Raw genomic sequence first — 24,700 nt, forward strand, 5'->3', positions numbered from 1 at the left:
GACGGTGTGCCTCCGGCGCGGTGTCGGGCGGGGTCCGACGGCCGGGGGCTGCGAGGATCCGGCACCATGCGAGCAGTCGTACAAACCGACAAAAGCCGGGCGTGCGGAGTGTTCCGGGCGTCCTCTCCGGGGTTCCGGACGCGCGGCGGCCTCGCCGCCCTCGCCCTCGCCGCCCTCGCGTCCTCCGGCTGTGCGCAGGACGCCTCCCAGGGGCAGGGCGCCGGCGGGGAGCCCCTGCAGGCACCCCCGGCCCGCGCGCTCGACGCCTACGCGTCCGAGCTGCGCGCGGCCCGGGCGGCCCGGGTCGCCGCCGCCAAGCGCTGGAAGCTGGAGAAGGTCCCGCTGACGGCGCCCCCGCCCCCCGAGAAGAAGCCGGAGATCAAGGCGCGCGAGGGCTTCGAGGTGGACGGCCAGGAGAACCTCCCGCCGGTCTTCACCTCGATCCCCACCAAGGAGAAGATCGTCTTCCTCACCATCGACGACGGCGCCGAGAAGGACCCGGCGTTCCTGCGGATGATGAGCGAGCTGAAGATCCCGTACACCGCCTTCATCAGCGACTACCTGGCGAAGGAGGACTACGGCTACTTCGGGAGGATGCAGGACCGCGGCGTCACCCTCAACAACCACACCCTCCACCACCCCTACCTGCCCGGCCTGTCCTACGCCGGACAGAAGCGCGAGATCTGCGGCATGCAGGACGTGATCGAGGCGCGCTACGGCGAGCGCCCGACCCTCTTCCGTCCGCCCTACGGCAACTACAACCGCGACACCCTGCGCGCCGCCAAGGCCTGCGGCATCGAGTACGCCCCGATCTGGAACGCGGAGGTCTTCGCCGACCACTGGGACTACCGCGAGTGGGACCGCGAGATCCACCCCGGCGACATCGTCCTCACCCACTTCCGGGGCGAGGACGACTGGGGCGGCACCATGCGCGACATGGTCCGCGAGTTCCTCGACAAGGTGACGGCGGAGGGATACGCGGTGGCCCGGCTGGAGGACTACCTGTGAGGTGCGGGCGGTTCCGGCCGACCGGGGCCGCCCTGGCCGCCGTACTGCTCACCGGCTGCGCACAGTTCGCGGGCCCCGCCGAACCCCCGCCCGTCGCGGAGCAGGCCCGGGCGGGGATCCGGGGCAGCAGTCAGGGCAACGGGCCGAGCAGCAGTCAGGGCAGTGGGCAAGGTGCCGGTCAGGGCAACGGGCACGGTGCCGGTCAAGGTGACGGACGGGGACAGGCCCTGCCGCCCGTCGTGGACCACGTCCGCACCACCGACCCGGTCGTCTTCCTCACCTTCGACGACAGCGCCGAACGCGACCCGCACTTCGCCGGCCTGGTCCGCGAACGACGGCTCCCGGTCACCCTGTTCCTCACCGACACCGTCGCCGGACCGGCGTACGGCCACTTCGCCCGGCTGCGCTCGGTCGGCGCGAACCTGCAGAACCACACCCTCGACCACCGTTCCCTGCGCGGCCTGCCCTACGCCGGCCAGCGCGCCGAGATCTGCGGCCAGCAGACCAAGCTCAAGTCCCGCTTCGGCGTCCGCCCGCATCTCTTCCGCCCGCCCTACGGCACGTACGACACCACGACCCTGCGCGCCGCCGCCGACTGCGGCATCACGGCCGTCGTCCTGTGGCGGGCGACCCTGAACGCCGGCGGGGACCTCACCTACGCCCGCGGCGACCACCGCCTCCACCCGGGCGACATCGTGTCCGTCGCCCCGGACCACCCGACGGGCGTGGGCGTGAGCGCGCGCACCGGGCGTTTGCTGGAGGAGATCGAGGAGCAGGGTCTGCGGGTGGGACGCCTGGGGGACTACCTCTGACACCGGCCCCGGTTCGGTGCGAGATCCCCCGAATCCCTCCCGACGCGCCGCCGACATTGGCACTCCGCTTGACCGAGTGCTAATCGCGGTCATAGTCTCGGCTCTGGCACTCCCCACTGGAGAGTGCCAATGACGCGACGGGCAGGTCCGGCACCCGCGACGACGGATCCACCTGGTCGCCACCTCAGACAGTTAACCCCGTGAGATCTCCGAAGGGGGAGGTCGGATCGTGACGACCACCAGCTCCAAGGTTGCCATCAAGCCGCTCGAGGACCGCATTGTGGTCCAGCCGCTCGACGCCGAGCAGACCACGGCTTCGGGCCTGGTCATTCCGGACACGGCCAAGGAGAAGCCCCAGGAGGGCGTCGTCCTGGCCGTCGGCCCGGGCCGCTTCGAGGACGGCAACCGTCTTCCGCTCGACGTCACCGTCGGCGACGTCGTGCTCTACAGCAAGTACGGCGGCACCGAGGTGAAGTACAACGGCGAGGAGTACCTCGTCCTCTCGGCCCGCGACGTGCTCGCGATCGTCGAGAAGTAATTCACCCGAAGCACCTTGCTTTCCAGCTGCGCCCCTGGCTCCCGCGACCATAAAAAAGCCGGGCGCCAGGGGCGCAGCGCCGTATAACCCCGAGATTTCCGGAAGAGGGCTCACGCTCCCATGGCGAAGATCCTGAAGTTCGACGAGGACGCCCGTCGCGCCCTCGAGCGCGGCGTCAACAAGCTCGCCGACACGGTGAAGGTGACGATCGGCCCCAAGGGCCGCAACGTCGTCATCGACAAGAAGTTCGGCGCCCCGACCATCACCAACGACGGTGTCACGATCGCCCGCGAGGTCGAGATCGAGGACCCGTACGAGAACCTCGGTGCCCAGCTGGTGAAGGAGGTGGCGACCAAGACCAACGACATCGCGGGTGACGGCACCACCACCGCCACCGTCCTGGCCCAGGCGCTGGTCCGCGAGGGCCTGCGGAACGTCGCCGCGGGTGCCTCCCCGGCGCTGCTGAAGAAGGGCATCGACGCGGCCGTCGCCGCCGTGTCCGAGGACCTCCTCGCCACCGCGCGCCCGATCGAGGAGAAGTCCGACATCGCCGCCGTGGCCGCGCTGTCCGCCCAGGACCAGCAGGTCGGCGAGCTGATCGCCGAGGCGATGGACAAGGTCGGCAAGGACGGTGTCATCACCGTCGAGGAGTCCAACACCTTCGGTCTGGAGCTGGACTTCACCGAGGGCATGGCCTTCGACAAGGGCTACCTGTCGCCGTACTTCGTGACGGACCAGGAGCGCATGGAAGCCGTCCTGGAGGACCCCTACATCCTCATCAACCAGGGCAAGATCTCCTCCATCGCGGACCTGCTGCCGCTGCTGGAGAAGGTCATCCAGGCGGGTGCCTCGAAGCCGCTGCTGATCATCGCCGAGGACCTGGAGGGCGAGGCGCTCTCCACCCTCGTCGTCAACAAGATCCGCGGCACGTTCAACGCGGTGGCCGTCAAGGCCCCCGGCTTCGGCGACCGCCGCAAGGCGATGCTGCAGGACATGGCCGTCCTCACCGGCGCCACGGTCATCTCCGAGGAGGTCGGCCTCAAGCTCGACCAGGTCGGCCTGGAGGTGCTCGGCACCGCCCGTCGCATCACCGTCACCAAGGACGACACCACGATCGTCGACGGTGCCGGCAAGCGCGACGAGGTCGAGGGCCGCATCAACCAGATCAAGGCCGAGATCGAGAACACGGACTCCGACTGGGACCGCGAGAAGCTCCAGGAGCGCCTCGCGAAGCTGGCCGGCGGCGTGTGCGTGATCAAGGTCGGCGCCGCCACCGAGGTGGAGCTGAAGGAGCGCAAGCACCGTCTGGAGGACGCCATCTCCGCGACCCGCGCCGCGGTCGAGGAGGGCATCGTCTCCGGTGGTGGCTCCGCGCTGGTCCACGCCGTCAAGGTCCTCGAGGGCAACCTCGGCAAGACCGGTGACGAGGCCACCGGTGTCGCGGTCGTCCGCCGCGCCGCCGTCGAGCCGCTGCGCTGGATCGCCGAGAACGCCGGCCTGGAGGGCTACGTCATCACCTCCAAGGTCGCCGAGCTCGACAAGGGCCAGGGCTTCAACGCCGCCACCGGCGAGTACGGCGACCTGGTCAAGGCCGGCGTCATCGACCCGGTGAAGGTCACCCGCTCCGCCCTGGAGAACGCCGCCTCCATCGCCTCCCTCCTCCTGACGACCGAGACCCTGGTCGTCGAGAAGAAGGAAGAGGAAGAGCCGGCCGCCGCGGGCCACGGCCACGGCCACTCGCACTGAGCGCAGCGCTGAGCTGAGCTGAACCGAGCCGACGGTGCCCGGTACCCCTTCGGGGGTGCCGGGCACCGCGCGTTCACGGCAGCGCGTCCGCCCCTCGTCCTCGTATCAGCCGCGCGCGGTCGGTGTACGCGGGAGTAGACCCGTCACCCGAACGTGTGATCCACCTCCGTCCGTGGCCGGCCTCGTGCCCGGGCGACGTAACGTCAGGTGGCTGCGCCCGCAGCGGGCGGGAGGTCGCAGGTTCGGCTAGGGAGAGGGCGGCATCGCGTGAACGCGGGCACTGATGGCGGGGGCGAGCTGTTCGTGGACGGCATCGGCAGGGGGCGTACGGAGAGGGCGCGGACGGGCCGGGGGGCGGAGACCGGCGGTGGACCGGTGCTGTTCTCCGACGCTCCCGGCAGTGGGTCGCCGTCGGCGGCCCCCGCCTCCGCCCGCCCCGGTGCCGCCGGTGCCCGGGACGGCTCTGTCCCGCACGCCAGGCCTGCCCCGCGTGCCCCGCGTCCCCGGCCGGGTGGTGTCCCGGCCGGGCCCCGGAGCGCGGGGCGATGGGCGAAGATCGCGCAGCGGATCGTGCCCGACGACCTCCAGCCCGACGTGCTGCGGCTGGAGCTGACCGAACTCGGGGACGCCTTCCGCGCGTACCAGCGGCGCCCCGAACCTGACCTCGCCGTCCTCGCCGAACTCCACGACCGCAAGGCCCGTGCCTTCGCCGCGTGGGCCGTCGTCACCGACGACGCGTCCCTGCGGGAAGAAGCGGACCGGGCGGCGACCGCCGCGCGGACCACCCGCGAGATGAACGCCAACCGCCTCGGTGTCCCGGTGGACGGGGACGGGCCGGTGGTCGAGCGGTTGCTGACCCGGGGCCAGGCCGTCCACGCCCGCAGTGTGCTGGAGCACGTCCGGGTCGGCTCCCCGCTCCCCGAGGCCGAGGCGCGGCTCGCGGTGCTGATGCTCACCCTGCGGGCCGCGCGCGCCGGCATCGGGAACGTCACCGGGCAGGACTTCAGCGGCTGGCTGCAGGGAGATGCCGAGCGGGTGCTCCAGCAGCTGGTCGACGTGGGCTGGCTGCGGCTGCCCCAGGACGTCTCCGTCGACGACGCGCTGACGTCCCGGCCCGAGGAGCCCGCCCAGGTCACGGTCCCCTCGCTGCTGCCTGCCGCGCCCCGCCCGTTCCTCTTCGGCAAGGTCACCCGGGCGAGGCTCTCGGGGTGGGCGCAGAAGGTGGTGGGCGACCGGAAGCTCCGTAAGAAGAAGGCGGGCGCCGCCACCCGGCTCCTCGCCGTCTACACCGCCGCCCACAGCCATCCCGACGGACGCCTCGGAGGCGCCGGCGAGGACGGCGACGGTCTCCCGCTGGACACGGTCGCCTCGTTCTGCGCGCTGCGACCCGAGGACGTCGCCGAGCACGCCGGGCTGCTGGTCACCGCCGACTGGCTCACGGAGGCCGACACCGCCGGGGGAAGGCTGCGGGGGCGGCTCGCCGAGCGCGTACTGCCGCTGAGCGGGCTGTTGTGACGACTTCTACGCGTCCTGCGAAGAGGCCCTCGACGAGTACGTCGGCGAGTACGTCGGCGAAGCCGATCCGCAGGACCGCGTACAGGCGGCTCAGGAAATCGGTGAGCTTCTGGAAAGGGTGTCGTCGGAACAGGAACTCCGCACCGCGACCACGGCATGGGGGCTCGACCTCCTGCCGCCACGAGGGACGTCTCTGCGGAAATGGCTCGACTCGGTTCGCCGGAGGATCGCCGCGGCATAGTGGCCCGGTCGTCCCGCAAGCTCTCTACTTCACGCCCAGCGACACGTAGTCGTAGCGACCGTAATAGGCGTCCGTCGTATACGCGTTGGTCACTCGGGGACCGCGCCACATCATGATCTTCTCGTAAGTGAAGGGCAGGTAGACAGCATGCTCGGAGACTTTGCGGTTGATCTGCCGGTAGATGCTTCCCGCCTTGACCGGATCTCGCTCGGCGATCGCGTCGTCGAACAGTGCGTTGATCTCCGGATCGTCGAGCTCGGTGTAGTTGTTGTTGCCCTCCTTCAAGATGAATCGCCCGTCGACCAAAGGCCGAAGGAAACCCTGACCGGTCGGGAAATCCGCTGCGAAACCCATGAGGATGATGCCGTATCCTCTGTCCTTCACCGCCTTGGGTGACTCAATCACGTCAAAGGTCGCGGCGCCGTCGATCTTTTCGATCGTGGTGTTGATGCCGACCTTCTTCAGCTGCTTCTGCAGGGCTACAGCGGTGTCCACCTCGACTGGTACGTTTTTGCGCACGGCAATGGTCGTGGAGAAGCCGTTCGGCTTGCCGCACGCCTGGAGTTCCTTCCTGGCTTGCTCGAGGTCTGGCTTGCCGTTTTTGTCGAGCGCCCCATAAGGGTCGTAGGTCGGGTCGGAGCCTGTAATGGACGGAGGGAGCATGTGGGGGGCGATGTCGCCACCGTTGACCGGTCCGCCTCGGGCCGTCTGAAGCGCCTTGTTGTCGGCGGCGAGGATGACGGCTTTACGGCAGTGGATGTTGTTCATCGGCTGGACCGACTGAGGAAAGGCCGCATACCTGACGAATCCGGTGCTCGGATTGTCCAGGTGACTCCTGAGGTCGGCGTTTCCCTGCGCCTTGGAGATGGCGGCCTGGCTGAGTCCCGTCCCGTTCAGATCGAGGTCGAGTTCACCACTGAGGAGTCGCTTGTCCAGGTCGTTCGCATCGGCGACGAAGGTGACCTCGATACGATCGGGAAGCGCCGGCCGGATCCGGTCCGATTCCTCGTTCCAGTGTTCGTTGCGGACCAGGACCAGCTTGCGGTGCGGGTCGTATGACGCGAACTTGTACGGACCCGATGAGAAAGGTCTCAGTTCGTACACGCTGCCGGTGTCACGCTCCCTCTTGACCGGGGACGCCACCGGCAGAGCCAGCATCTCCTCGAAGTCGCCGTTCGGCTCGGACAGATGGAAGACGATCGTCTTGCTGTCGGGGGTCTCGATGGCACCCAGGCCCAGCTTCTGCGGATCCTCGTCCTTGTACGGCCCCTCGTAGGTCTTCTTCGGGTCGAGGACCGCCTGGAGGTGGGCAGGGCCGCCGGAGACGACATCACTGGCCCAGCTCCGCTCGAAGCCGTACTTGATGTCCTGCGAAGTGACCGGCGAACCGTCCTCCCACGTGATGCCGTCACGAAGTACGTAGGTGTACGTCCTGCCGCCGTCCGAGACCTTGCCCAGGCCGGCGGCGAGGTCGGGCACCAGGGTGGTGCCCTTGCGCCCCGGCTGAGGAGCGAAGGTGACCAACTGGCGGGTGTAGTAACGGGCGAAGTTCCACACGAACCCGTAGTAGGAGCGCTGCGGGTCCCAGGAGTCGGCCTCCTGGGTGGCGCCGAACCGCAACGTGCCGCCCTTGGTCGTCGACTCGTTGACGACGCCTTCCGTGGCGGCGTTGTATCCGGCGCCGGAGGCGGCTGTCCGCTGCGACGACTCATGCAGCCAGTTCAGCGCGATGGGAACCCCCGCGGCCAGCAGGCTGACGGCTGCGAGTCCCGACGTGAGGGCACGCGGGAAACCGCGTTTGCCGCGACGCCGGTGCCGCACGCCGACCGCACCCTGATGCGCAGGACCCTCCGGGTCGGGGTGCCGCACGCCGACCGCACCCTGCTCCGTCGGGTCCTGCGCGGTAGTGGTGGTGGCGCGGTGACTGTGCACCACGGTGAGCAACTCGTCCGGGGTGGGCCGACGGGCCGGGTTCTTGTTCAGACACTGCTCGATGACGGTCCGCAGAGGGCCGGGCAGGGTGCCCAGGTCGGGATCGTGATGGACGATCTGGTAGGCCGTCACATAGGGATGATCCGCGTCGAAGGGCCCCCGCCCGGTGGCCGCGTAGACCAGGAGCGAGCCGAGCGCGAAGACATCGGTGGCCGGACTGATCGCCGGCGGGACCTGCCACTGCTCAGGAGCCATGAACGGCGGCGTGCCGATTACTTGGCCAGTCTTGGTGTGCACTTCGCTGGCGCTGCGGCCGATGGCCTTGGCGATACCGAAATCGATGACCCGTGGCCCGTCATCGGTAATGAGTACGTTGCTGGGTTTCAAGTCCCGGTGGATCATCTGGGCGCGGTGGATGTCGCGCAGAGCCTCGGCTAATCCGGCGAAGAGTTGCCACAGCTCTTCCACGGGCATGGGTCCGTTGTTCTGGATATGCCGTGAAAGGGTCGGGGCAGGAACATAAACCGTGGCCATCCAGGGTTGCTGGGCGTCCGGATCGGCGTCTACCACTGGGGCGGTGAAGGCCCCGCTGACTCTCCGGGCGGCCGCCACTTCCTGACGGAACCGAGCCCGGAACAGGGGGTCCTCCGCCAGCTGCGGGTGCACCGCCTTGACGGCTACACGGCGACCCGACGGGGAGTGGGCCAGGTAGACCTCGCCCATGCCGCCCGCACCAAGCCGGGAAACCAGCCGGTAGATGCCGATTGTGCGATTTTCAATACGGTCGGCACCATTGTCCGGAATTGACATATCCTCCCCTGCCCCCCAGGTTTGCCGTCGGTCAGATTACGGCGCCCAGGAGCCCGATCACCCAGGGTGGACAGCACCGTTACAGAAAGGAGGAAAATGTCCTGGACGTAGTTGTCGCTGGACAGCTACGGCGTCAGTCCTGACCCTGGTCGTTCATCCCGGCCCGGTCGTCCCGCACGCACGGGGCTGCTGTGCCGTTGAGAGAGGTGTTCGGCTTCTCGACGCATCAGCACAGGAGCCTCGTTGGTCCCCTGTCCTGCCGTACTCGACCTGCCTCACGCCTTGGTCGAGTGGGCAGCTGTGCTCATCGCCACCCGTGAGGGTGACCGCCGCTGCAAGCTCCCGCCGCACGAGCGTGCTCTCGTCGCCCTGGTCCACCTGCGCCGGCACGACCCGCTCGCGCGGACCGGGAGAGGCAACGCCGCACATGCTCGGTGACGCCCTCTCGGAGCCGGACCAGGACCGGTCCCCCGAGCGAGCTACGTGTCATTGTCCTCTCCGGGGTGACGCGCGCGACCGGTGGTCTCTTGTTGACTCGAACCGTCAACACAACGGCCGGACATGGCCGACCAGCCCCGTAGCCAAGGACAACACCATGACCACGACACGCAGCTCCGCGCAGCACGGTTTCCCCAAAGGCCGCCGAATCGCCGCAGCTCTGCTGGTCTCCACGCTGGGAGGAGCCGCACTGGTCGCGTGTGATGCCGAGGCCAAGGACTCGCAACCGGCCAAGGCCTCCGGCGAGAGCGTCGGTGAGACCGCGGGTGACGCCAAGATCACCTGGGGCGAGTGCCCGCCCCTGGCCGAGGGGCAGACCCGTGACCCCCACCTGGCGTGTGGAACGTTGAAGGTGCCCCTCGACCACCAGAACCCGGGCGGCGAGAAGATCGACCTGGCGGTCTCCCGGCTGTCCACCGCAAAGCCCGGGAAACGACATGGCGTTCTGCTGCTGAACCCCGGCGGGCCGGCCCTGGGCGGTCTCGGCATGCCCGAAACCATGGCGTCCACCCTGCCGAAGTCCGTGCTGGACCGCTACGACCTGATCGGTTTCGATCCGCGCGGCGTCGCACACAGCACCCCCCAGAGTTGCGGTCTGCAGGACCCCAGCGTGGCCGGGCTGTTCCCCTATCCCGCCGCGGACGGCTCGATCACCAAGAACGTGGCCCTCGCCAAAGCCGCCGCCAAGCAGTGCGCCGACACGGTGGGCAAGAACCTGCGGTACTACAGCACCGCCAACACCGCCCGCGACATGGACCGCATCCGCCAGGCGCTCGGTGAGAAGAAGATCTCCTACTGGGGCCAGTCCTACGGCACCTACCTCGGCGCCGTCTACCGCTCCCTCTTCCAGAACCGCACCGACCGGATGGTCCTGGAAGGCAACGTCGACCCCACCAAGGTATGGGCCGATCAGGTGGCGGACACCTGGGGCAAGGGCATGGCCGACCGGTTCCCCGATGCCGCCCGCGTCGCCGCGGCGCAGGCCGACACCCTCAAGCTGGGCACGGACGTCGCGGAGGTGACCCGGACCTACCTCGCCCTCGCCGACCGGCTCGACCGCACGCCCGCAGCGATTCCCGGCGCACCGGTGCCGCTGGACGGGGCGCTGCTGCGGAACATGACCTACGCCCTGCTTCAGCACAACGACACCCTCCCCATGCTCGCCAAGTTCTGGAAGGCCGCCGACAACCTGACCCACGGCAGCACCACGGCCGCCGACAACGAGGTTCTCAAGGAGGTGTTCGCCGCCACACCGACGTCCCCGGGCATCCCCGCTGACAACCAGGCCACCATGTTCATGGCTCTCACCTGCGGCGACGCCGAATGGCCGCACGACGTCGACGGCTACGCCGCCCGCACCACCGCCGACCGCGAGAAGTGGCCGCTCACCGCGGGCATGCCCGCCAGCATCTGGGCATGCGCCTACTGGGACAAGCCGGCTGAGGCGACTGTCAAGATCGCGAAGGGCGGCCCGCGCAACACCCTGATCCTGCAGAACCGCCGGGACAATGCCACGCCGTGGGAAGGCGGCGTCGGACTGCACAAGTCCCTCGGCGACGGCTCTGCCTTCGTCGGCGTCGACAACGGCGGGCACTACGTCTACGGAGCAGGCTCAGCCTGCGCCGACAAGGCCACCGTCGGCTTCCTGACCACCGGCCACCTGCCGGACAAGGACGTCCACTGCACCGACGTCACCCAGAGGTGACCCGGCGTTTCCGTTTCATCACGATCCGCCGCCCCGGTGACGGCCATCACCTCGGCCAAGTCCGTGGCCCACTCACCCAGGGCCGTGGCGTAGCCGGCGAGTTCTGCGGGAGTCGGGCCGCCGGCGCCCGGCTGGTCCTCCAGGGCGGTCATGCAGCGGCCCGCGCGCCGCTGCACGGCCAGGCGCGCGGGCACCTACGACAGCCGCTCCGGAGCCGGTGGCCCGACCGATGACGAAGGGCGTGGCTCGTCCCCTCTCACTGCGGCCCGTACTTCCGCCCCGTCCGCGAGCTGATCCCGCCCAGCATCCCCCGCGGCACCAGCTTCGCCGCCCCCATCAGGGCCTTGTAGCGCGGGTCGGGAATCGACAGGGACCTGCCGCGGGACAGGTCGGCCAGGGCCGCCGCGACGACCTTGTCCGCGTCCAGCCACATCCAGTTCGGGATGCTGTCCGTACCCATGCCGGCCCGCTGGTGGAACTCCGTGCGCACGAAGCCGGGGCACAGGGCCATCAGGCGTACCCCGCTGCCGGCCAGGTCCTTCGCCACGCCCTGGGTGAACTGCACGACCCACGCCTTGGAGGCGCCGTACGTGCCGCGCGGGACGAAGGCCGCGACCGAGGCCACGTTGACCACGCCGCCGCGGCCCCGCCCCCGCATCGCCTCCGTCGCCGCCGAGGTCAGTCGCAGCACCGCCTCGCAGTGCACCTTGAGCATGGTCAGCTCGTCGGCCATGGAGACCTCGAGGAACCGGCCCTTGTTGCCGAAGCCGGCGTTGTTGATCAGCAGGTCGACGGGGTGCCGGCGCTCGCCCAGCCGGGCGGCCACCGCGTCGATGCCGGTGTCCGTCGCCAGGTCGGCCGTCAGGACCTCCGCCTCGATGCCGTGCCGGTCGTGCAGTTCGGTCGCCTGGTCGCGCAGCCGCTCGGTGTCGCGGGCCACCAGCACCAGGTCGTGTCCGTCGGCCGCCAGCCGTCGCGCGAACGCGGCGCCGATGCCCGCCGTCGATCCCGTAATCAATGCCGTTGTCATGGCGCAAGGCTATGGGCCCGGCCGAACACGTCCGCTTCGTTCACCAGACGGCCCGCGACCGGTGAAGAGCTGGTGAAGACGGCCCCGGCGCGGGCCCGGGGAGGTCCGGTCAGGCGCCGTGCGCCTCCGCGTACTTCCGCGCCGCCGTCAGCGACTCCGGGTGCAGCGCCCCGCCCGCCGCGAGCAGCCGGGGCAGCAGCTCCCGCTCCGTCGTCACCGCCCGGAACTGCAACGCCACCGTCACCTCGTGGCCGGGCCGGTGCACGATCTCCACCGGGTCGCCCGCCCGTATCGAACCGGGCTCGATCACCCGCAGGTACGCGCCCGGCGCACCCCTCTCCGTGAACCGCTTCACCCACCGCTCCTCACCCAGATGCCCCTGGAAGGTGCGGCAGGGGATACGGCCGCAGGTCACCTCCAGCACCAGGTCGGGGCCGAGCCGCCAGCGCTCGCCGATCCGGGCTCCGGACACGTCCATGCCCGCGAGGGTGAGGTTCTCGCCGAACGCGCCGTTCGGCAGCGGCCGGCCCAGCTCGCGTTCCCAGTCGTCCAGGTCCTCGCGTGCCATGGCGTACACCGCCTGGTCGTCGCCCCCGTGATGACGCGTGTCGCACACCGTGTCCCCGGCCAGCCCGCTCGCCCCGACGCCCTTCGGCCCGGGTGCCGCCACCCGAACGGCCCCGTCGGCCGGCTGCTTGTCGATGCCGGTGACGCCCTCGGGGTGGTCCGTGTACGGCACGGTCTTCGCACGGCCCAGGTTGACGGACAGCAGTTTCACGGCGGAACGGCTCATGGCGGAACGGTAGGACACGCGTCATGAAAGCGTCGACGCGTTTTTCGACGCCCGATCAAAGGGTCGCTTATCGTCGCCTATCCTCGGAGGTGTGATCGAGGCTCGTCATCTCCGTGTGCTGCGCGCCGTGGCATCGACCGGTTCCTTCTCCGCCGCGGGGCGTGAGCTGGGCTGCACCCAGCCCGCCGTCAGCCAGCAGATGAAGGCCCTGGAGGCCTCCGTCGGCACGCCCCTGCTCGTACGCACCGGACGCGAGATGCGGCTGACCCAGGCCGGTGAGGCGCTGGTGCGGCACGCCGCCGGGATCCTCGCCGGACTCACGGCGGCCGAGGAGGAGGTCGCCGCGATCGCCGGGCTGCGCGCCGGGCGGGTCCGGCTGGTCTCCTTCCCCAGCGGCAGCTCCACCCTCGTACCGACCGCCCTGGCCGCGCTGCGCGCCGCGCACCCCGGCACCCGGGTCTTCCTGGAGGAGGCCGAGCCGCCGAAGTCGGTCGAGCTGCTGCGCGAGGGCGACTGCGACGTGGCGCTCGCCTTCCGCTACGAGGGCGCGGCCGGCGCGGAGGAATGGGACGACCTCGTCGTACGGCCGCTGCTGACCGACCGCCTCGTGGCCCTGGTGCCGGAACGGCACCGGCTCGCGCGGACGGGGTCCGACGGTTCCGTGGCCATCGGGGAACTGGCCAGGGACCCGTGGATCGCGGGCTGTCCGCGGTGCCGCGGGCAGTTGGTCGAGGTCTGCGAGGCGGCCGGCTTCACCCCCCGCATCGACTTCGCGACCGACGACTACCCGGCGGTCGTCGGCCTGGTCGGAGCCGGCCTGGGCGTGGCCGTCCTGCCCCAGCTCGCCGTCGAGTCCGTACGGCCCCGGGGCGTACGCACGGTGACGCTGGAACCGGCGGTGCGGCGGGAGATCGTCGCCCTCACCCTGCCCGACCTGGCCCAGGTGCCGGCGGTGACGGCGACGCTGGACGAGCTCGCCCGGGCGGCGTCGGGCCAGCCGGCGGCGCGCTGAGCGGCGGCCCGGAGTACGTGTACGGCTTACGTGTACGGCTTCCGTGTCGGCCGGGGTGTCGCGTGCGGGCCCGTATCGGAGGGGCGTAATAGAGAAACGTTCCTTCAGTGATGTGCGGCTGCCTCCCCGCCGACCGACGCCGTCGTCGTCGCCATCAGACGGTGGCGGGCCCGTCCCATGAGTTCCTCGCGCTCGTCCTCGGTCAGTCCGCCCCACACGCCGTACGGCTCACGTACCGCCAGCGCGTGCGCCGCGCACTCGGCGCGCACCGGGCACCTCATGCAGACCTCCTTGGCCGAGTTCTCGCGAGCACTCCGTGCCGCGCCGCGCTCGCCCTCCGGATGGAAGAAGAGCGAGCTGTCCACCCCGCGGCACGCAGCCAGAAGCTGCCAGTCCCACAGGTCCGCGTTCGGTCCGGGAAGGCGGGAGAAATCTGCCATTGCGTGACCCCTTGTAGCCGATATGGGTAGATGCCGGGGATACAGCGTCCACGACCGTACAACTACGATCTAAGGAGATGAAAATATGACTCATTGCGAATCTAGCCCCAGACACCAACGAAGTGGAAGAAAAGCGGCTAAATGGGGCACGGGTTGTGATGAAACGGGGCGGGTCCCACGCGCATGTCTGCTGCGTGGTCGCCCCCTCACGTAGAGTGCCGAAGACGACACACAGCCCCGTAACTCTTTCGAGTGACCGTCGTTGAGAGTGCGGAGGCGGTTGAAGGAACAAGTGCTCGGGCGGGCGTCCGGGACGGTCGACCGCACAGGTGACGATTTCGTACCAGCCTGGAGGCTCAACGTGACGCGCATCAGCTGCGGAGGACGGCCATGACTTCCGTCCTCGTCTGCGACGACTCCCCGCTTGCCCGAGAGGCGCTCCGCCGCGCGGTCGCGACCGTGCCCGGCGTCGAGCGCGTGACGACGGCGGCCAACGGCGAGGAAGTCCTCCGCCGCTGGGGTGCCGACCGCTCGGACCTGATCCTGATGGACGTGCGCATGCCCGGCCTGGGCGGCGTCGAGACCGTCCGGCGGCTGCTGTCCGCCGACCCGGGCGCACGCATCATCATGCTCACCGTCGCCGAGGACCTGGACGGCGTGGCCCTCGCGGTCGCCGCCGGTGCCCGCGGCTACCTGCACAAGGACGCCTCGCGCGCCGAGCTGCGCGCCACGGTCACGCAGGCCCTCGCCGACCCGACCTGGCGGCTCGCCCCGCGCCGGCTGCGCTCGGCGGAGATGGGCGCAGCGCCCACGCTCACCGCGCGTGAGATCCAGGTTCTGGAGGGCATGAGTCACGGCCGGTCCAACGCGGAGATCGGCCGCGAGCTCTTCCTCTCCGAGGACACCGTCAAGACACACGCCCGGCGGCTCTTCAAGAAGCTCGGCGCCTCGGACCGGGCACACGCGGTGGCGCTCGGCTTCCGGTGGGGCCTGGTTCGCTAGGGCACCCCGTGCGGTGGAGGCCGAAAGGGCCCGTCGGGGATGCCGCGGTTCCCGCTTATCGCGAGGTGAGCGGGGGTGACAAGGTGACCCGCCGGGCGCCCGCTGCTCGTTTCGCCGCCGATGACGCATCCTTGAGGTGTGGAGTTCCTCGGGGACGAGTCGGTCGAGCGGGATGGGAGGGCGCAGGGGATGAGTTCCGGCGCACCTGCTCATAACGCTTCGGTGCACAACAACGGGCGCGGAGCCACGGATCGGACGGCCGCAAGGCACCATGGACCGATGCGTGACGACGAGGCGGCCCCTGATCAAGGGACGGTCGGTGGGCTCGTCCACCGCGCCGTCGACGGGGACGAGCAGGCCACGCACGACCTGCTCGCCCATGTTCACCCCTTGGCGCTGCGCTACTGCCGCACGCGTCTGTCCCGGCTGCCCGGCGACGCCCGGCACTTCGTCGAGGACCTCGCCCAGGAGGTCTGCGTCGCGGTGCTGCTCGCGCTGCCGCGCTACAAGGACACCGGGCGCCCGTTCGAGGCGTTCGTCTTCGCCATCGCCGCCCACAAGGTCGCCGACCTCCAGCGCGCGGCGATGCGGCACCCCGGCTCGACGGTCGTCCCCTCCGACGAGATGCCCGAGCGGCCGGACGACTCACTGGGCCCGGAGGAGCGCGCGCTGCTCAACAGCGACGCCGCCTGGGCCAAGAAACTGCTGGCCAACCTGCCCGAGAACCAGCGGGAGCTGCTCCTGCTGCGCATCGCGGTGGGGCTCACGGCAGAGGAGACGGGTCAGATGTTGGGAATGTCACCCGGCGCCGTCCGGGTCGCGCAGCACCGGGCGCTGAGCCGGCTGCGGGCACTGGCGGAGCAGTAGCGGAGACCCGGCCGTGGCCCCGGTTTCGCGCCGGTGAACGGGCGGGGTGACGGTTCCGTACGAAGCTACGAACACCACAGGTGCCCATGATCGTGGAATGAGCCACGTCCACTTCCCGTTAGCATGGACATCCGCACCGATCAAGGCCATTTGGGGAAGGTGTCATGACTGCCAACGTCGACGGAGTGCCCGAGAAATTCGCGACGCTCGGGCTGACCTACGACGACGTGCTGCTGCTGCCGGGGGCATCCGCGGTGCTCCCGAACGCGGTCGACACCTCGTCCCGCATCTCCCGCAACGTGCGGGTCAACATCCCGCTGCTCTCCGCGGCGATGGACAAGGTGACCGAGTCCCGGATGGCCATCTCCATGGCCCGCCAGGGCGGCGTCGGTGTCCTGCACCGCAACCTGTCCATCGAGGACCAGGCCAACCAGGTCGACCTGGTGAAGCGCTCCGAGTCGGGCATGGTGGCCAACCCCATCACCATCCACCCGGACGCCACCCTCGCCGAGGCCGACGCGCTGTGCGCCAAGTTCCGCATCAGCGGCGTGCCGGTCACCGACGGCGCGGGCAAGCTGCTGGGCATCGTCACCAACCGCGACATGGCCTTCGAGACCGACCGCTCCCGGCAGGTGCGCGAGGTCATGACGCCGATGCCGCTGGTCACCGGCCAGGTCGGCATCTCCGGCGTGGACGCCATGGAGCTGCTGCGCCGCCACAAGATCGAGAAGCTTCCGCTGGTCGACGGTGACGGCGTCCTCAAGGGCCTGATCACGGTCAAGGACTTCGTGAAGGCCGAGCAGTACCCCCATGCCGCGAAGGACGCCGAGGGCCGTCTGCTCGTCGGTGCCGCCGTGGGCGCCAGCCCCGAGGCGCTCGACCGCGCCCAGGCCCTCGCCGAGGCCGGAGTGGACTTCCTGGTCGTCGACACCTCGCACGGCCACAACAGCAACGCGCTCAGCTGGATGTCGAAGATCAAGTCGAGCGTCGGCGTCGACGTCGTCGGCGGCAACGTCGCCACCCGCGACGGCGCCCAGGCCCTGATCGACGCCGGTGTCGACGGCATCAAGGTGGGCGTCGGCCCCGGCTCCATCTGCACCACCCGCGTGGTCGCCGGCATCGGCGTCCCGCAGGTCACCGCGATCTACGAGGCGTCCCTGGCCGCCCGGGCCGCCGGTGTCCCCCTGATCGGCGACGGCGGGCTCCAGTACTCCGGCGACATCGGCAAGGCGCTGGCCGCCGGTGCCGACACCGTGATGCTGGGCAGCCTTCTCGCCGGCTGCGAGGAGTCGCCCGGCGAGCTGCAGTTCATCAACGGCAAGCAGTTCAAGTCCTACCGCGGCATGGGCTCGCTCGGTGCCATGCAGTCCCGCGGCCAGGGCAGGTCGTACTCGAAGGACCGCTACTTCCAGGCCGAGGTGGCGTCCGACGACAAGCTCGTGCCCGAGGGCATCGAGGGCCAGGTGCCCTACCGCGGCCCGCTGGCCAACGTGCTGCACCAGCTCGTCGGCGGCCTGCGCCAGACCATGGGGTACGTGGGGGCCGCGACGATCGAGGAGATGGAGTCGAAGGGCCGCTTCGTGCGGATCACCTCGGCGGGTCTCAAGGAGAGCCACCCGCACGACATCCAGATGACGGTCGAGGCACCGAACTACAGCCGCAGCAAGTAGGCAGAAGGCCTTCCAGGGCGGCCCCGGGAGCATCCGGGGCCGCCCTCGCCGTGCCCGTCGGGGATACTGGAAGGCGCTGCAACGCATCAGGGAAAGGCCACAGACGTGACTGAGATCGAGATCGGGCGCGGCAAGCGCGGCCGCCGGGCGTACGCCTTCGACGACATCGCCGTCGTCCCCAGCCGCCGTACGCGGGACCCGAAGGAGGTCTCGATCGCCTGGCAGATCGACGCCTACCGCTTCGAGCTGCCGTTCCTGGCCGCTCCCATGGACTCGGTCGTCTCCCCGGCCACCGCCATCCGCATCGGCGAGCTCGGCGGCCTCGGCGTGCTGAACCTCGAGGGCCTGTGGACCCGGTACGAGGACCCGCAGCCGCTGCTCGACGAGATCGCCGAGCTGGACACGGACAACGCGACCCGCCGCCTCCAGGAGATCTACGCGGCTCCCATCAAGGAGGAGCTGATCGGGCAGCGCATCAAGGAGGTGCGCGACTCGGGTGTCGTCACCGCCGCCGCGCTCTCCCCGCAGCGCACCGCCCAGTTCTCCAAGGCCGTCGTGGACGCCGGCGTGGACATCTTCGTCATCCGCGGCACCACGGTCTCGGCGGAGCACGTCTCCGGCTCGCACGAGCCGCTGAACCTGAAGCAGTTCATCTACGAGCTGGACGTCCCGGTCATCGTCGGCGGCTGCGCCACCTACACCGCGGCCCTGCACCTCATGCGCACCGGCGCGGCGGGCGTCCTCGTCGGCTTCGGCGGCGGCGCCGCCCACACCACGCGCAACGTGCTCGGCATCCAGGTGCCCATGGCGACGGCCGTGGCGGACGTCGCGGCGGCCCGCCGCGACTACATGGACGAGTCCGGCGGCCGGTACGTGCACGTCATCGCCGACGGCGGTGTCGGCTGGTCCGGCGACCTGCCCAAGGCGATCGCCTGCGGCGCCGACTCCGTGATGATGGGCTCGCCGCTGGCCCGCGCGACCGACGCGCCGGGCAAGGGCAACCACTGGGGCATGGAGGCCGTCAACGAGGAGCTGCCCCGCGGCAAGAAGGTCGACCTCGGCACGGTCGGCACCATCGAGGAGATCCTCACCGGTCCGTCCCGCAACCCCGACGGCTCGATGAACTTCTTCGGTGCGCTGCGCCGGGCGATGTCGACGACCGGTTACAGCGAGCTGAAGGAGTTCCAGCGCGTCGAGGTGACGGTGGGGGACTCGCAGCACCGGCGGTAGCGGCAGTCGTACGACGGCTCCGAGGAGGCCGGTCGCCCTTGACGGGGCGACCGGCCTCTTTCGCGTGCTCAGGGCTTACGAGGGGGCGCGTGGCGCGGTGCGGGGGCGCGCGGTGCCTACGGGGCGGATGAGCGGGTGAGGGGGCCATGCCGGGTCGGTCACGTCCCTTTACGGCGGTCCAGGGGGGGGGGGGGGGGGGGGGGGGGGGGGGGGGGGGGGCTGGGGGGGGGGGGGGAAACCAAACCACCCCCCCCCCACCCCCCCCCCCCCCCCCCCCCCCCCCCCCCCCCCCCCCCCCCCCCCCCCCCCCCCCCCCCCCCCCTCCTCCACGGCGACCAGGCCCCCGCGCGCCCCCTCCTCACAACCGGTGCGCCGCCCCCGTGGGCGTGGCCCCGCGGGTGTCCAGGAGCAGCTGGGCCTTGACCGACAGGCCCTGGAGGTCGTACGTGCGGTGCTGCTGGAGGAGGATCGTCAGGTCGGCGTCGGCGGCGGTCTCGTAGAGGGAGTCGGCGCGGGGGACGGGGCGGCCGGCGACGTTCCAGGACGGGACGTGCGGGTCGTGGTAGCTGATCGCGGCGCCCATCGACATCAGCCGGGTGGCGATCTCCTCGGCCGGGCTGGCCTGCTGGTCGGCGAGGTCGGCCTTGTAGGTGACGCCGAGGAGGAGGACCCGGGCGCCGCGCGCGGACTTGCCGTGCTCGTTGAGGAGGGCGGCGGCGCGCTGGACGACGTAGCGGGGCATCTGGGAGTTGACCTGCTGGGCAAGTTCCACCATGCGCAGGCTGTGGGGGGCCTGGCCGGTCAGGTCCTGGGGGACGGAGTGGCCGCCGACGCCGGGTCCGGGGCGGAAGGCCTGGAAGCCGAACGGCTTGGTCTCCGCGCAGCGCAGCACGTCCCACAGGTCGACGCCGAGGTCGTCGCAGAGGACGGCCATCTCGTTGGCGAGGGCGATGTTGACGTGCCGGAAGTTGGTCTCCAGGAGCTGGACCGTCTCCGCCTCACGGGGTCCGCGCGCGCGGACCACCTTGTCGGTGAGGCGGCCGTAGAAGGTGGCGGCGGACTCGGTGCAGGCGGGGGTGAGACCGCCGATGACCTTCGGGGTGTTGGCCGGGGTGAAGTCGCGGTTGCCGGGGTCGACGCGGCTGGGCGAGTAGGCGAGGTGGAAGTCGCGGCCGGCCCGCAGCCCGGAGCCCTGCTCCAGGACCGGGCGCAGGAACCCCTCGGTCGTCCCGGGCTGCACGGGCGACTCCAGGATGACCGTGGTGTGCGGGCGCATGTGGGCGGCGAGGGTGCGGGCCGCCGCCTCGACCTGGGTGAGGTCCAGGCGGCCGTCCGCGCCGGGCCGGGTCGGGGCGCAGATGACGGCGGTGCGGACACGGCCCAGCTCGGCCGGTCCGGTGGGGGCCCGGAAACCGGTGGCGAGCATCCGGCGCACCTCGGCGGGGGTGAGCGGGTCGGCCTCGGGGCCGGTGCGGTAGCCGAGGGTGGGGATGCCCGCGGCGACGGCGGCCTGGGCCAGGGGCAGGCCGTACGGGCCGAGTCCGATGACGGCGAGATCTGCGGGCATGGCGTGGGCCGTCCTTCCCAGTAACCGAAGCGGGACAGGTGCGCAAGCCCGGTGGACAGAATGGGCGAGCACAACGTCAGACTAGGAGTAAATATGACCGATTTACGGGATTGATCCGCCGAGTTTCGGTGAGTGTCGAGACCCGGCGGCGAGCTGCGGGGAAGTTGTCCACAGGCTGGGGGCCGTGCGGCGGTCGATGTCGGGCGAGTCGGTCAGAATCTGGGCATGGTGGGTACCAGGAACCGGGCTTCGCCCCGACGGGTGCGGCCGACGCGACCGACAGCGGGAGGCAGCAGTGAGGACAGCGACCCTGGGGCCGGCGCAGCGCGCCGAGTCGCTCGCGGCCATGGCCGAGCGCGAGCTTGACGTACTGGTGGTGGGGGCGGGTGTGGTCGGCGCGGGCACCGCGCTCGACGCGGTGACACGCGGCCTGTCCACCGGCCTGGTCGAGGCACGCGACTGGGCGTCCGGCACCTCCAGCCGGTCCAGCAAGCTGATACACGGCGGCCTGCGCTACCTGGAGATGCTCGACTTCGCGCTCGTACGGGAGGCGCTGAAGGAGCGCGGCCTGCTGCTGGAACGGCTCGCGCCGCACCTGGTGAAGCCGGTGCCCTTCCTGTACCCCTTGCAGCACAAGGGGTGGGAACGGCTGTACGCCGGCTCGGGCGTCGCGCTCTACGACGCCATGTCGATGGCCCGCGGCCACGGCCGGGGCCTGCCGATGCACCGCCACCTGAGCCGCGGTCACGCCCTGCGGGTGGCACCCGCGTTGAAGAAGGACGCGCTGGTCGGCGCGCTCCAGTACTACGACGCCCAGATGGACGACGCCCGCTTCGTGGCCACCCTGGTGCGCACGGCGGCGGCCTACGGCGCCCCCGTCGCCAACCACGCGCGGGTGACCGCCTTCCTGCGCGAGGGCGAGCGCGTGGTCGGCGCACGCGTCCGGGACGTCGAGGCGGGCGGGGAGTACGAGATCCGCGCCAAGCAGATCGTGAACGCGACCGGGGTGTGGACCGACGACACCCAGTCGATGGTCGGCGAGCGCGGCCAGTTCCACGTCCGCGCCTCCAAGGGCATCCACCTGGTCGTGCCCAAGGACCGCATCCACTCCAGCACCGGTCTGATCCTGCGCACCGAGAAGTCCGTGCTGTTCGTCATCCCCTGGGGCCGGCACTGGATCATCGGCACCACGGACACCGACTGGGACCTGGACAAGGCCCACCCGGCCGCCTCCAGCGCGGACATCGACTACCTGCTGGAACACGTCAACTCCGTGCTGTCCGTGCCCCTCACCCGCGACGACGTCGAGGGCGTCTACGCCGGTCTGCGCCCGCTGCTGGCCGGCGAGTCCGACGCCACCAGCAAGCTGTCCCGCGAGCACACCGTCGCGCACCCGGTGCCGGGCCTCGTCGTCGTCGCGGGCGGCAAGTACACGACGTACCGGGTGATGGCCAAGGACGCCGTGGACGAGGCGGTGCACGGACTCGACCTGCGGGTCGCCGACTGCGTCACCGAGGAGACGCCGCTGCTCGGCGCCGAGGGGTACCGGGCCCTGTGGAACGCGCGGGCGCGGGTCGCCGCGCGCACCGGCCTGCACGTCGTACGCGTGGAGCACCTGCTGAACCGGTACGGCGCCATGGCGGAGGAGGTGCTGGAGCTCATCGCCGCCGACCCCTCCCTCGGCGAACCCCTGCACGCCGCCGACGACTACCTGCGCGCCGAGGTCGTCTACGCCGCCTCGCACGAGGGCGCGCGGCACCTGGACGACGTACTCACCCGGCGCACCCGCATATCCATCGAGACCTTCGACCGGGGCACCCGCAGCGCCCGCGAGGCCGCCGAACTGATGGCGCCGGTGCTCGGCTGGGACAAGGACCAGATCGAACGGGAGATCCAGCACTACGAGAAGCGGGTCGAGGCCGAGCGGGAGTCGCAGCGCCAGCCGGACGACCTGACGGCCGACGCGGCCCGGCTGGGGGCACCGGACATCGTGCCGCGTTAGGGCAGGTGGCAGGGGCTGCCGGGGCGGGTGTGACTCAGGGTCACCCCACCGTTCCACCCGCCCCCTCGCCCGGCCGGCTCCAGAGGCACCCTGGGCGTCGAGCACTTGTCGGGTGAGGGACAATGAAGGCTCTGTCAGGGCGGGTTGCATGAGGGGACGCATGTCGGAGGCGGAGCGGGCGGGGACATCCCGTACGGACAAGAGCGCACGTCTCCTCGCCGGGCGGTACCGGCTGGGAGACGTGCTCGGCCGCGGCGGCATGGGGACGGTGTGGCGGGCCGAGGACGAGACCCTCGGACGCACGGTCGCCGTCAAGGAGCTGCGGTTCCCGGGGAACATCGACGAGGAGGAGAAGCGGCGCCTGATCACGCGCACGCTGCGCGAGGCGAAGGCGATCGCGCGGATCCGCAACAACAGCGCCGTGACGGTCTACGACGTGGTCGAGGAGGACGACCGGCCGTGGATCGTGATGGAACTCGTCGAGGGCAAGTCGCTCGCCGAGGCCATCCGTGAGGACGGCCTGCTGAAGCCGAAGCGCGCGGCGGAGGTCGGCCTCGCCGTCCTCGACGTCCTGCGCTCCGCGCACCGCGAGGGCATCCTGCACCGCGACGTGAAGCCGTCCAACGTCCTGATCGCCGAGGACGGCCGGGTCGTCCTCACCGACTTCGGCATCGCCCAGGTGGAGGGCGACCCGTCCATCACCTCCACCGGCATGCTCGTCGGCGCCCCCTCCTACATCTCCCCGGAGCGCGCCCGCGGCCACAAGCCGGGACCCGCCGCCGACCTGTGGTCGCTCGGCGGACTGCTGTACGCGGCGGTGGAGGGCTCGCCGCCCTACGACAAGGGCTCCGCGATCGCGACGCTGACCGCGGTGATGACGGAGAACCTGGAGGAGCCGAAGAACGCCGGCCCGCTGCGGGACGTCATCTTCGGGCTGCTCAACAAGGACCCCGCCCAGCGGCTCGACGACGCGGGTGCCCGCGCGATGCTCAACAAGGTCATCCACGCTCCGGACCGGGCGGACGAGACCGAACCGGCCGACGCCACCAAGGTCGTACCGCTGCCGGCCCAGCCGGACGAGCGGACCCGCCGGGGCGGTTCGGCGGGCTCCGGGGGCAAGCGGGGCGAGGAAGCCGGGGAGCGGCTGCGCGGGGCGCTGCGCTCCGTGCGCAAGGCCGCGGTCGGGGCCGGTGCGGCCGGCGCCGCGGCCGCCTCCCGCGCCAAGCCGTCCGGCACCGGCCGGGCCGCGACGGACGCCGCCGGGACCACCGGGTCCGCCGGGCCCTCGGCCGCCTCGGGAAGCGCCGTGGCCGGGTCTGCCGGGGCGGCTGCCGCCACCGCTTCGCGTGGTCCGGGGGCCGCCGCTCCGTCGGCGGCGACGGGACGGGGTGCCGGTGCCGCCGGTGCCGGAGTGGGCTCCGAGCAGCCCGGTGCGGTGAACACGCCTGCGGGCGCCCGGAGTTCCGGCTGGCCCGTCGTGCCGCCGCCGGACCTGCCGCCCCGGTCCGTGCCCCGGGCTCCGCTCACCGACGTGGTGCCGCGCCGGACGCTGGTGATCATCGCCGTCGTCGTGGCCCTCGCCGTGCTCGGCACCGTGCTGGCCCTCACGCTCGGCGGCGACGACGAGAACGCGGCCGCGGGCGGAAGCGGTGACAAGGCCACCGCCACCGCCACCGCGAGCGGCGGCACCGAGCGGGACGAGGAGAGCGGTACCGGTACCGACGGAGCCGCGTCGGACACGGCGGCGGACGGGAACCCGGGCAGCGCGCCCGGCTCCGGAGCGAGTGCGTCCGGTGACGCCGGGGCCGGGTCGGGCGGTGCCGGAAAGTCCGGTGACGACGACGGCGCGGCCACCACCCACCAGGGCGAACAGGGCTACGGCATCGGACTGCCCGAGGGCTGGAAGTACCAGTCCACGGGCTCCGCGGGCGACCGGTTCGGCGGCCCCCAGGGACAGAAGCTGCTCGTCGCCTGGACGTCCACGCCCAAGGGCGACCCGGTCGCGGACTGGAAGAACCAGGAGCGGTACATGGTCCGCTCCCAGTACCAGAAGATCCGCATAGAGAAGGTGGGCTACCGCGGCTGGAACGCGGCGGACTGGGAGTTCACCTACACGGACGGCGGCACCAAGTACCGGACCGTGGACCGGGGGTTCGTCGTCAACGACCACCAGGGTTACGCGCTCATGTACACCGCGAAGGCCGCCGACTGGGGCAGTGACCTGCGCCGGGACACCTGGCAGACCCTGACGGAGACCTTCCGGCCCAAGTCCTGAACCGTCG

Annotated in this window: 18 protein-coding genes and 2 pseudogenes; 15 read left to right on the forward strand and 5 right to left on the reverse strand. The window is 70.9% G+C overall.

Translation table 11 applies throughout. From position 1 onward, the window contains the following. Positions 1-66: 66 nt before the first annotated feature. The 6 genes and pseudogenes from ACZ7G3_RS01405 to ACZ7G3_RS01430 all read left to right on the forward strand — a co-directional run. On the forward strand, positions 67-1,008 hold the full coding sequence (locus ACZ7G3_RS01405) for a polysaccharide deacetylase family protein (RefSeq protein ID WP_470922763.1): 942 nt from the start codon (positions 67-69) through the stop codon (positions 1,006-1,008). Next, the gene (locus ACZ7G3_RS01410) at positions 1,005-1,820 is read left to right on the forward strand and encodes a polysaccharide deacetylase family protein (protein ID WP_470922764.1); all 816 of its coding nucleotides are present in this window, start codon (positions 1,005-1,007) and stop codon (positions 1,818-1,820) included. The genes ACZ7G3_RS01405 and ACZ7G3_RS01410 overlap by 4 nt, the downstream gene beginning before the upstream one ends. A 229-nt stretch (positions 1,821-2,049) precedes the next feature. Then, the gene (gene groES / locus ACZ7G3_RS01415) at positions 2,050-2,358 is read left to right on the forward strand and encodes a co-chaperone GroES (RefSeq protein WP_055418319.1); all 309 of its coding nucleotides are present in this window, start codon (positions 2,050-2,052) and stop codon (positions 2,356-2,358) included. 120 nt (positions 2,359-2,478) lie between these two features. Beyond that, a complete protein-coding gene (gene groL / locus ACZ7G3_RS01420) occupies positions 2,479-4,104 on the forward strand; it encodes a chaperonin GroEL (RefSeq protein ID WP_426523649.1) in 1,626 nt (541 codons plus the stop codon). A 267-nt stretch (positions 4,105-4,371) separates the two neighbouring features. Further along, positions 4,372-5,619 (forward strand): hypothetical protein, encoded by a 1,248-nt coding sequence (locus ACZ7G3_RS01425; protein WP_470922765.1) that lies wholly within the window; start codon positions 4,372-4,374, stop codon positions 5,617-5,619. 31 nt (positions 5,620-5,650) lie between these two features. Next, positions 5,651-5,860: pseudogene (locus ACZ7G3_RS01430) on the forward strand (contact-dependent growth inhibition system immunity protein); the annotation flags it as partial. Positions 5,861-5,884: 24 nt separating this feature from the next. On the opposite strand, the gene ACZ7G3_RS01435 reads toward ACZ7G3_RS01430, so the two are convergent. Continuing rightward, a complete protein-coding gene (locus ACZ7G3_RS01435; protein WP_470922766.1) occupies positions 5,885-8,602 on the reverse strand; it encodes an ABC transporter substrate-binding protein in 2,718 nt (905 codons plus the stop codon). Positions 8,603-8,845: 243 nt separating this feature from the next. Between ACZ7G3_RS01435 and ACZ7G3_RS01440 the strand changes: the two are divergent. Then, positions 8,846-9,019, forward strand: a pseudogene (locus tag ACZ7G3_RS01440) (IS5/IS1182 family transposase); the annotation flags it as partial. A gap of 178 nt (positions 9,020-9,197) precedes the next feature. Beyond that, a complete protein-coding gene (locus ACZ7G3_RS01445) occupies positions 9,198-10,805 on the forward strand; it encodes an alpha/beta hydrolase (RefSeq protein ID WP_470922767.1) in 1,608 nt (535 codons plus the stop codon). Between the two features lie 256 nt (positions 10,806-11,061). On the opposite strand, the gene ACZ7G3_RS01450 is transcribed toward ACZ7G3_RS01445, so the two are convergent. Beyond that, positions 11,062-11,835: an SDR family NAD(P)-dependent oxidoreductase gene (locus ACZ7G3_RS01450; RefSeq protein WP_470922768.1), complete on the reverse strand. Its 774-nt coding sequence runs from the start codon at positions 11,833-11,835 to the stop codon at positions 11,062-11,064. 109 nt (positions 11,836-11,944) lie between these two features. Continuing rightward, on the reverse strand, positions 11,945-12,628 hold the full coding sequence (locus ACZ7G3_RS01455) for an MOSC domain-containing protein (RefSeq protein ID WP_470922769.1): 684 nt from the start codon (positions 12,626-12,628) through the stop codon (positions 11,945-11,947). A 91-nt stretch (positions 12,629-12,719) separates the two neighbouring features. Between ACZ7G3_RS01455 and ACZ7G3_RS01460 the strand changes: the two genes are divergently transcribed. Further along, positions 12,720-13,640, forward strand: a complete 921-nt coding sequence (locus ACZ7G3_RS01460; protein ID WP_470922770.1) for a LysR family transcriptional regulator — start codon at positions 12,720-12,722, stop codon at positions 13,638-13,640. Between the two features lie 104 nt (positions 13,641-13,744). Here the strand turns inward: ACZ7G3_RS01460 and ACZ7G3_RS01465 are convergent, their stop codons facing one another. Then, positions 13,745-14,080 (reverse strand): WhiB family transcriptional regulator, encoded by a 336-nt coding sequence (locus ACZ7G3_RS01465; protein WP_470922771.1) that lies wholly within the window; start codon positions 14,078-14,080, stop codon positions 13,745-13,747. Between the two features lie 390 nt (positions 14,081-14,470). On the opposite strand from ACZ7G3_RS01465, the gene ACZ7G3_RS01470 reads away from it, so the two are divergent. From ACZ7G3_RS01470 to ACZ7G3_RS01485, 4 genes are all read left to right on the forward strand, one after another. Continuing rightward, positions 14,471-15,082 carry a response regulator transcription factor gene (locus tag ACZ7G3_RS01470; RefSeq protein ID WP_003948568.1) on the forward strand — a complete coding sequence of 204 codons (612 nt, stop codon included), beginning with the start codon at positions 14,471-14,473 and terminating at the stop codon, positions 15,080-15,082. 279 nt (positions 15,083-15,361) lie between these two features. Beyond that, positions 15,362-15,949: a sigma-70 family RNA polymerase sigma factor gene (locus ACZ7G3_RS01475; protein WP_382720506.1), complete on the forward strand. Its 588-nt coding sequence runs from the start codon at positions 15,362-15,364 to the stop codon at positions 15,947-15,949. Between the two features lie 164 nt (positions 15,950-16,113). After that, the gene (gene guaB, locus ACZ7G3_RS01480; RefSeq protein ID WP_426597195.1) at positions 16,114-17,619 is read left to right on the forward strand and encodes an IMP dehydrogenase; all 1,506 of its coding nucleotides are present in this window, start codon (positions 16,114-16,116) and stop codon (positions 17,617-17,619) included. Between the two features lie 105 nt (positions 17,620-17,724). Beyond that, positions 17,725-18,849 (forward strand): GuaB3 family IMP dehydrogenase-related protein, encoded by a 1,125-nt coding sequence (locus ACZ7G3_RS01485; protein WP_395572072.1) that lies wholly within the window; start codon positions 17,725-17,727, stop codon positions 18,847-18,849. Positions 18,850-19,207: 358 nt separating this feature from the next. On the opposite strand, the gene ACZ7G3_RS01490 is transcribed toward ACZ7G3_RS01485, so the two are convergent. Then, positions 19,208-20,416 carry a nucleotide sugar dehydrogenase gene (locus ACZ7G3_RS01490; RefSeq protein ID WP_470922772.1) on the reverse strand — a complete coding sequence of 403 codons (1,209 nt, stop codon included), beginning with the start codon at positions 20,414-20,416 and terminating at the stop codon, positions 19,208-19,210. A 295-nt stretch (positions 20,417-20,711) separates the two neighbouring features. Between ACZ7G3_RS01490 and ACZ7G3_RS01495 the strand changes: the two genes are divergently transcribed. Together ACZ7G3_RS01495 and ACZ7G3_RS01500 are read left to right on the forward strand one after the other, a co-directional pair. After that, positions 20,712-22,418, forward strand: coding sequence for a glycerol-3-phosphate dehydrogenase/oxidase (locus ACZ7G3_RS01495; protein WP_426597193.1), 1,707 nt, complete (start codon positions 20,712-20,714; stop codon positions 22,416-22,418). A 160-nt stretch (positions 22,419-22,578) separates the two neighbouring features. Further along, complete coding sequence (locus tag ACZ7G3_RS01500; RefSeq protein ID WP_470922773.1) at positions 22,579-24,693, forward strand: serine/threonine-protein kinase; 2,115 nt, start codon at positions 22,579-22,581, stop codon at positions 24,691-24,693. Positions 24,694-24,700 lie beyond the last annotated feature (7 nt).

The sequence above is a fragment of the Streptomyces sp. NPDC037271 genome, from assembly GCF_055603605.1.

Bases quoted from the DNA above. Each gene is read 5' to 3' on its own strand.
- ACZ7G3_RS01450 (WP_470922768.1), bottom strand. From the start codon at position 11,835: ATGACAACGGCATTGATTACGGGATCGACGGCGGGCATCGGCGCCGCG.
- ACZ7G3_RS01405 (WP_470922763.1), top strand. From the start codon at position 67: ATGCGAGCAGTCGTACAAACCGACAAAAGCCGGGCGTGCGGAGTGTTC.
- ACZ7G3_RS01490 (WP_470922772.1), bottom strand. From the start codon at position 20,416: ATGCCCGCAGATCTCGCCGTCATCGGACTCGGCCCGTACGGCCTGCCC.
- ACZ7G3_RS01435 (WP_470922766.1), bottom strand. From the start codon at position 8,602: ATGTCAATTCCGGACAATGGTGCCGACCGTATTGAAAATCGCACAATC.
- ACZ7G3_RS01470 (WP_003948568.1), top strand. From the start codon at position 14,471: ATGACTTCCGTCCTCGTCTGCGACGACTCCCCGCTTGCCCGAGAGGCG.
- ACZ7G3_RS01445 (WP_470922767.1), top strand. From the start codon at position 9,198: ATGACCACGACACGCAGCTCCGCGCAGCACGGTTTCCCCAAAGGCCGC.
- ACZ7G3_RS01475 (WP_382720506.1), top strand. From the start codon at position 15,362: ATGCGTGACGACGAGGCGGCCCCTGATCAAGGGACGGTCGGTGGGCTC.
- ACZ7G3_RS01455 (WP_470922769.1), bottom strand. From the start codon at position 12,628: ATGAGCCGTTCCGCCGTGAAACTGCTGTCCGTCAACCTGGGCCGTGCG.
- ACZ7G3_RS01465 (WP_470922771.1), bottom strand. From the start codon at position 14,080: ATGGCAGATTTCTCCCGCCTTCCCGGACCGAACGCGGACCTGTGGGAC.
- guaB (WP_426597195.1), top strand. From the start codon at position 16,114: ATGACTGCCAACGTCGACGGAGTGCCCGAGAAATTCGCGACGCTCGGG.
- groL (WP_426523649.1), top strand. From the start codon at position 2,479: ATGGCGAAGATCCTGAAGTTCGACGAGGACGCCCGTCGCGCCCTCGAG.
- ACZ7G3_RS01500 (WP_470922773.1), top strand. From the start codon at position 22,579: ATGTCGGAGGCGGAGCGGGCGGGGACATCCCGTACGGACAAGAGCGCA.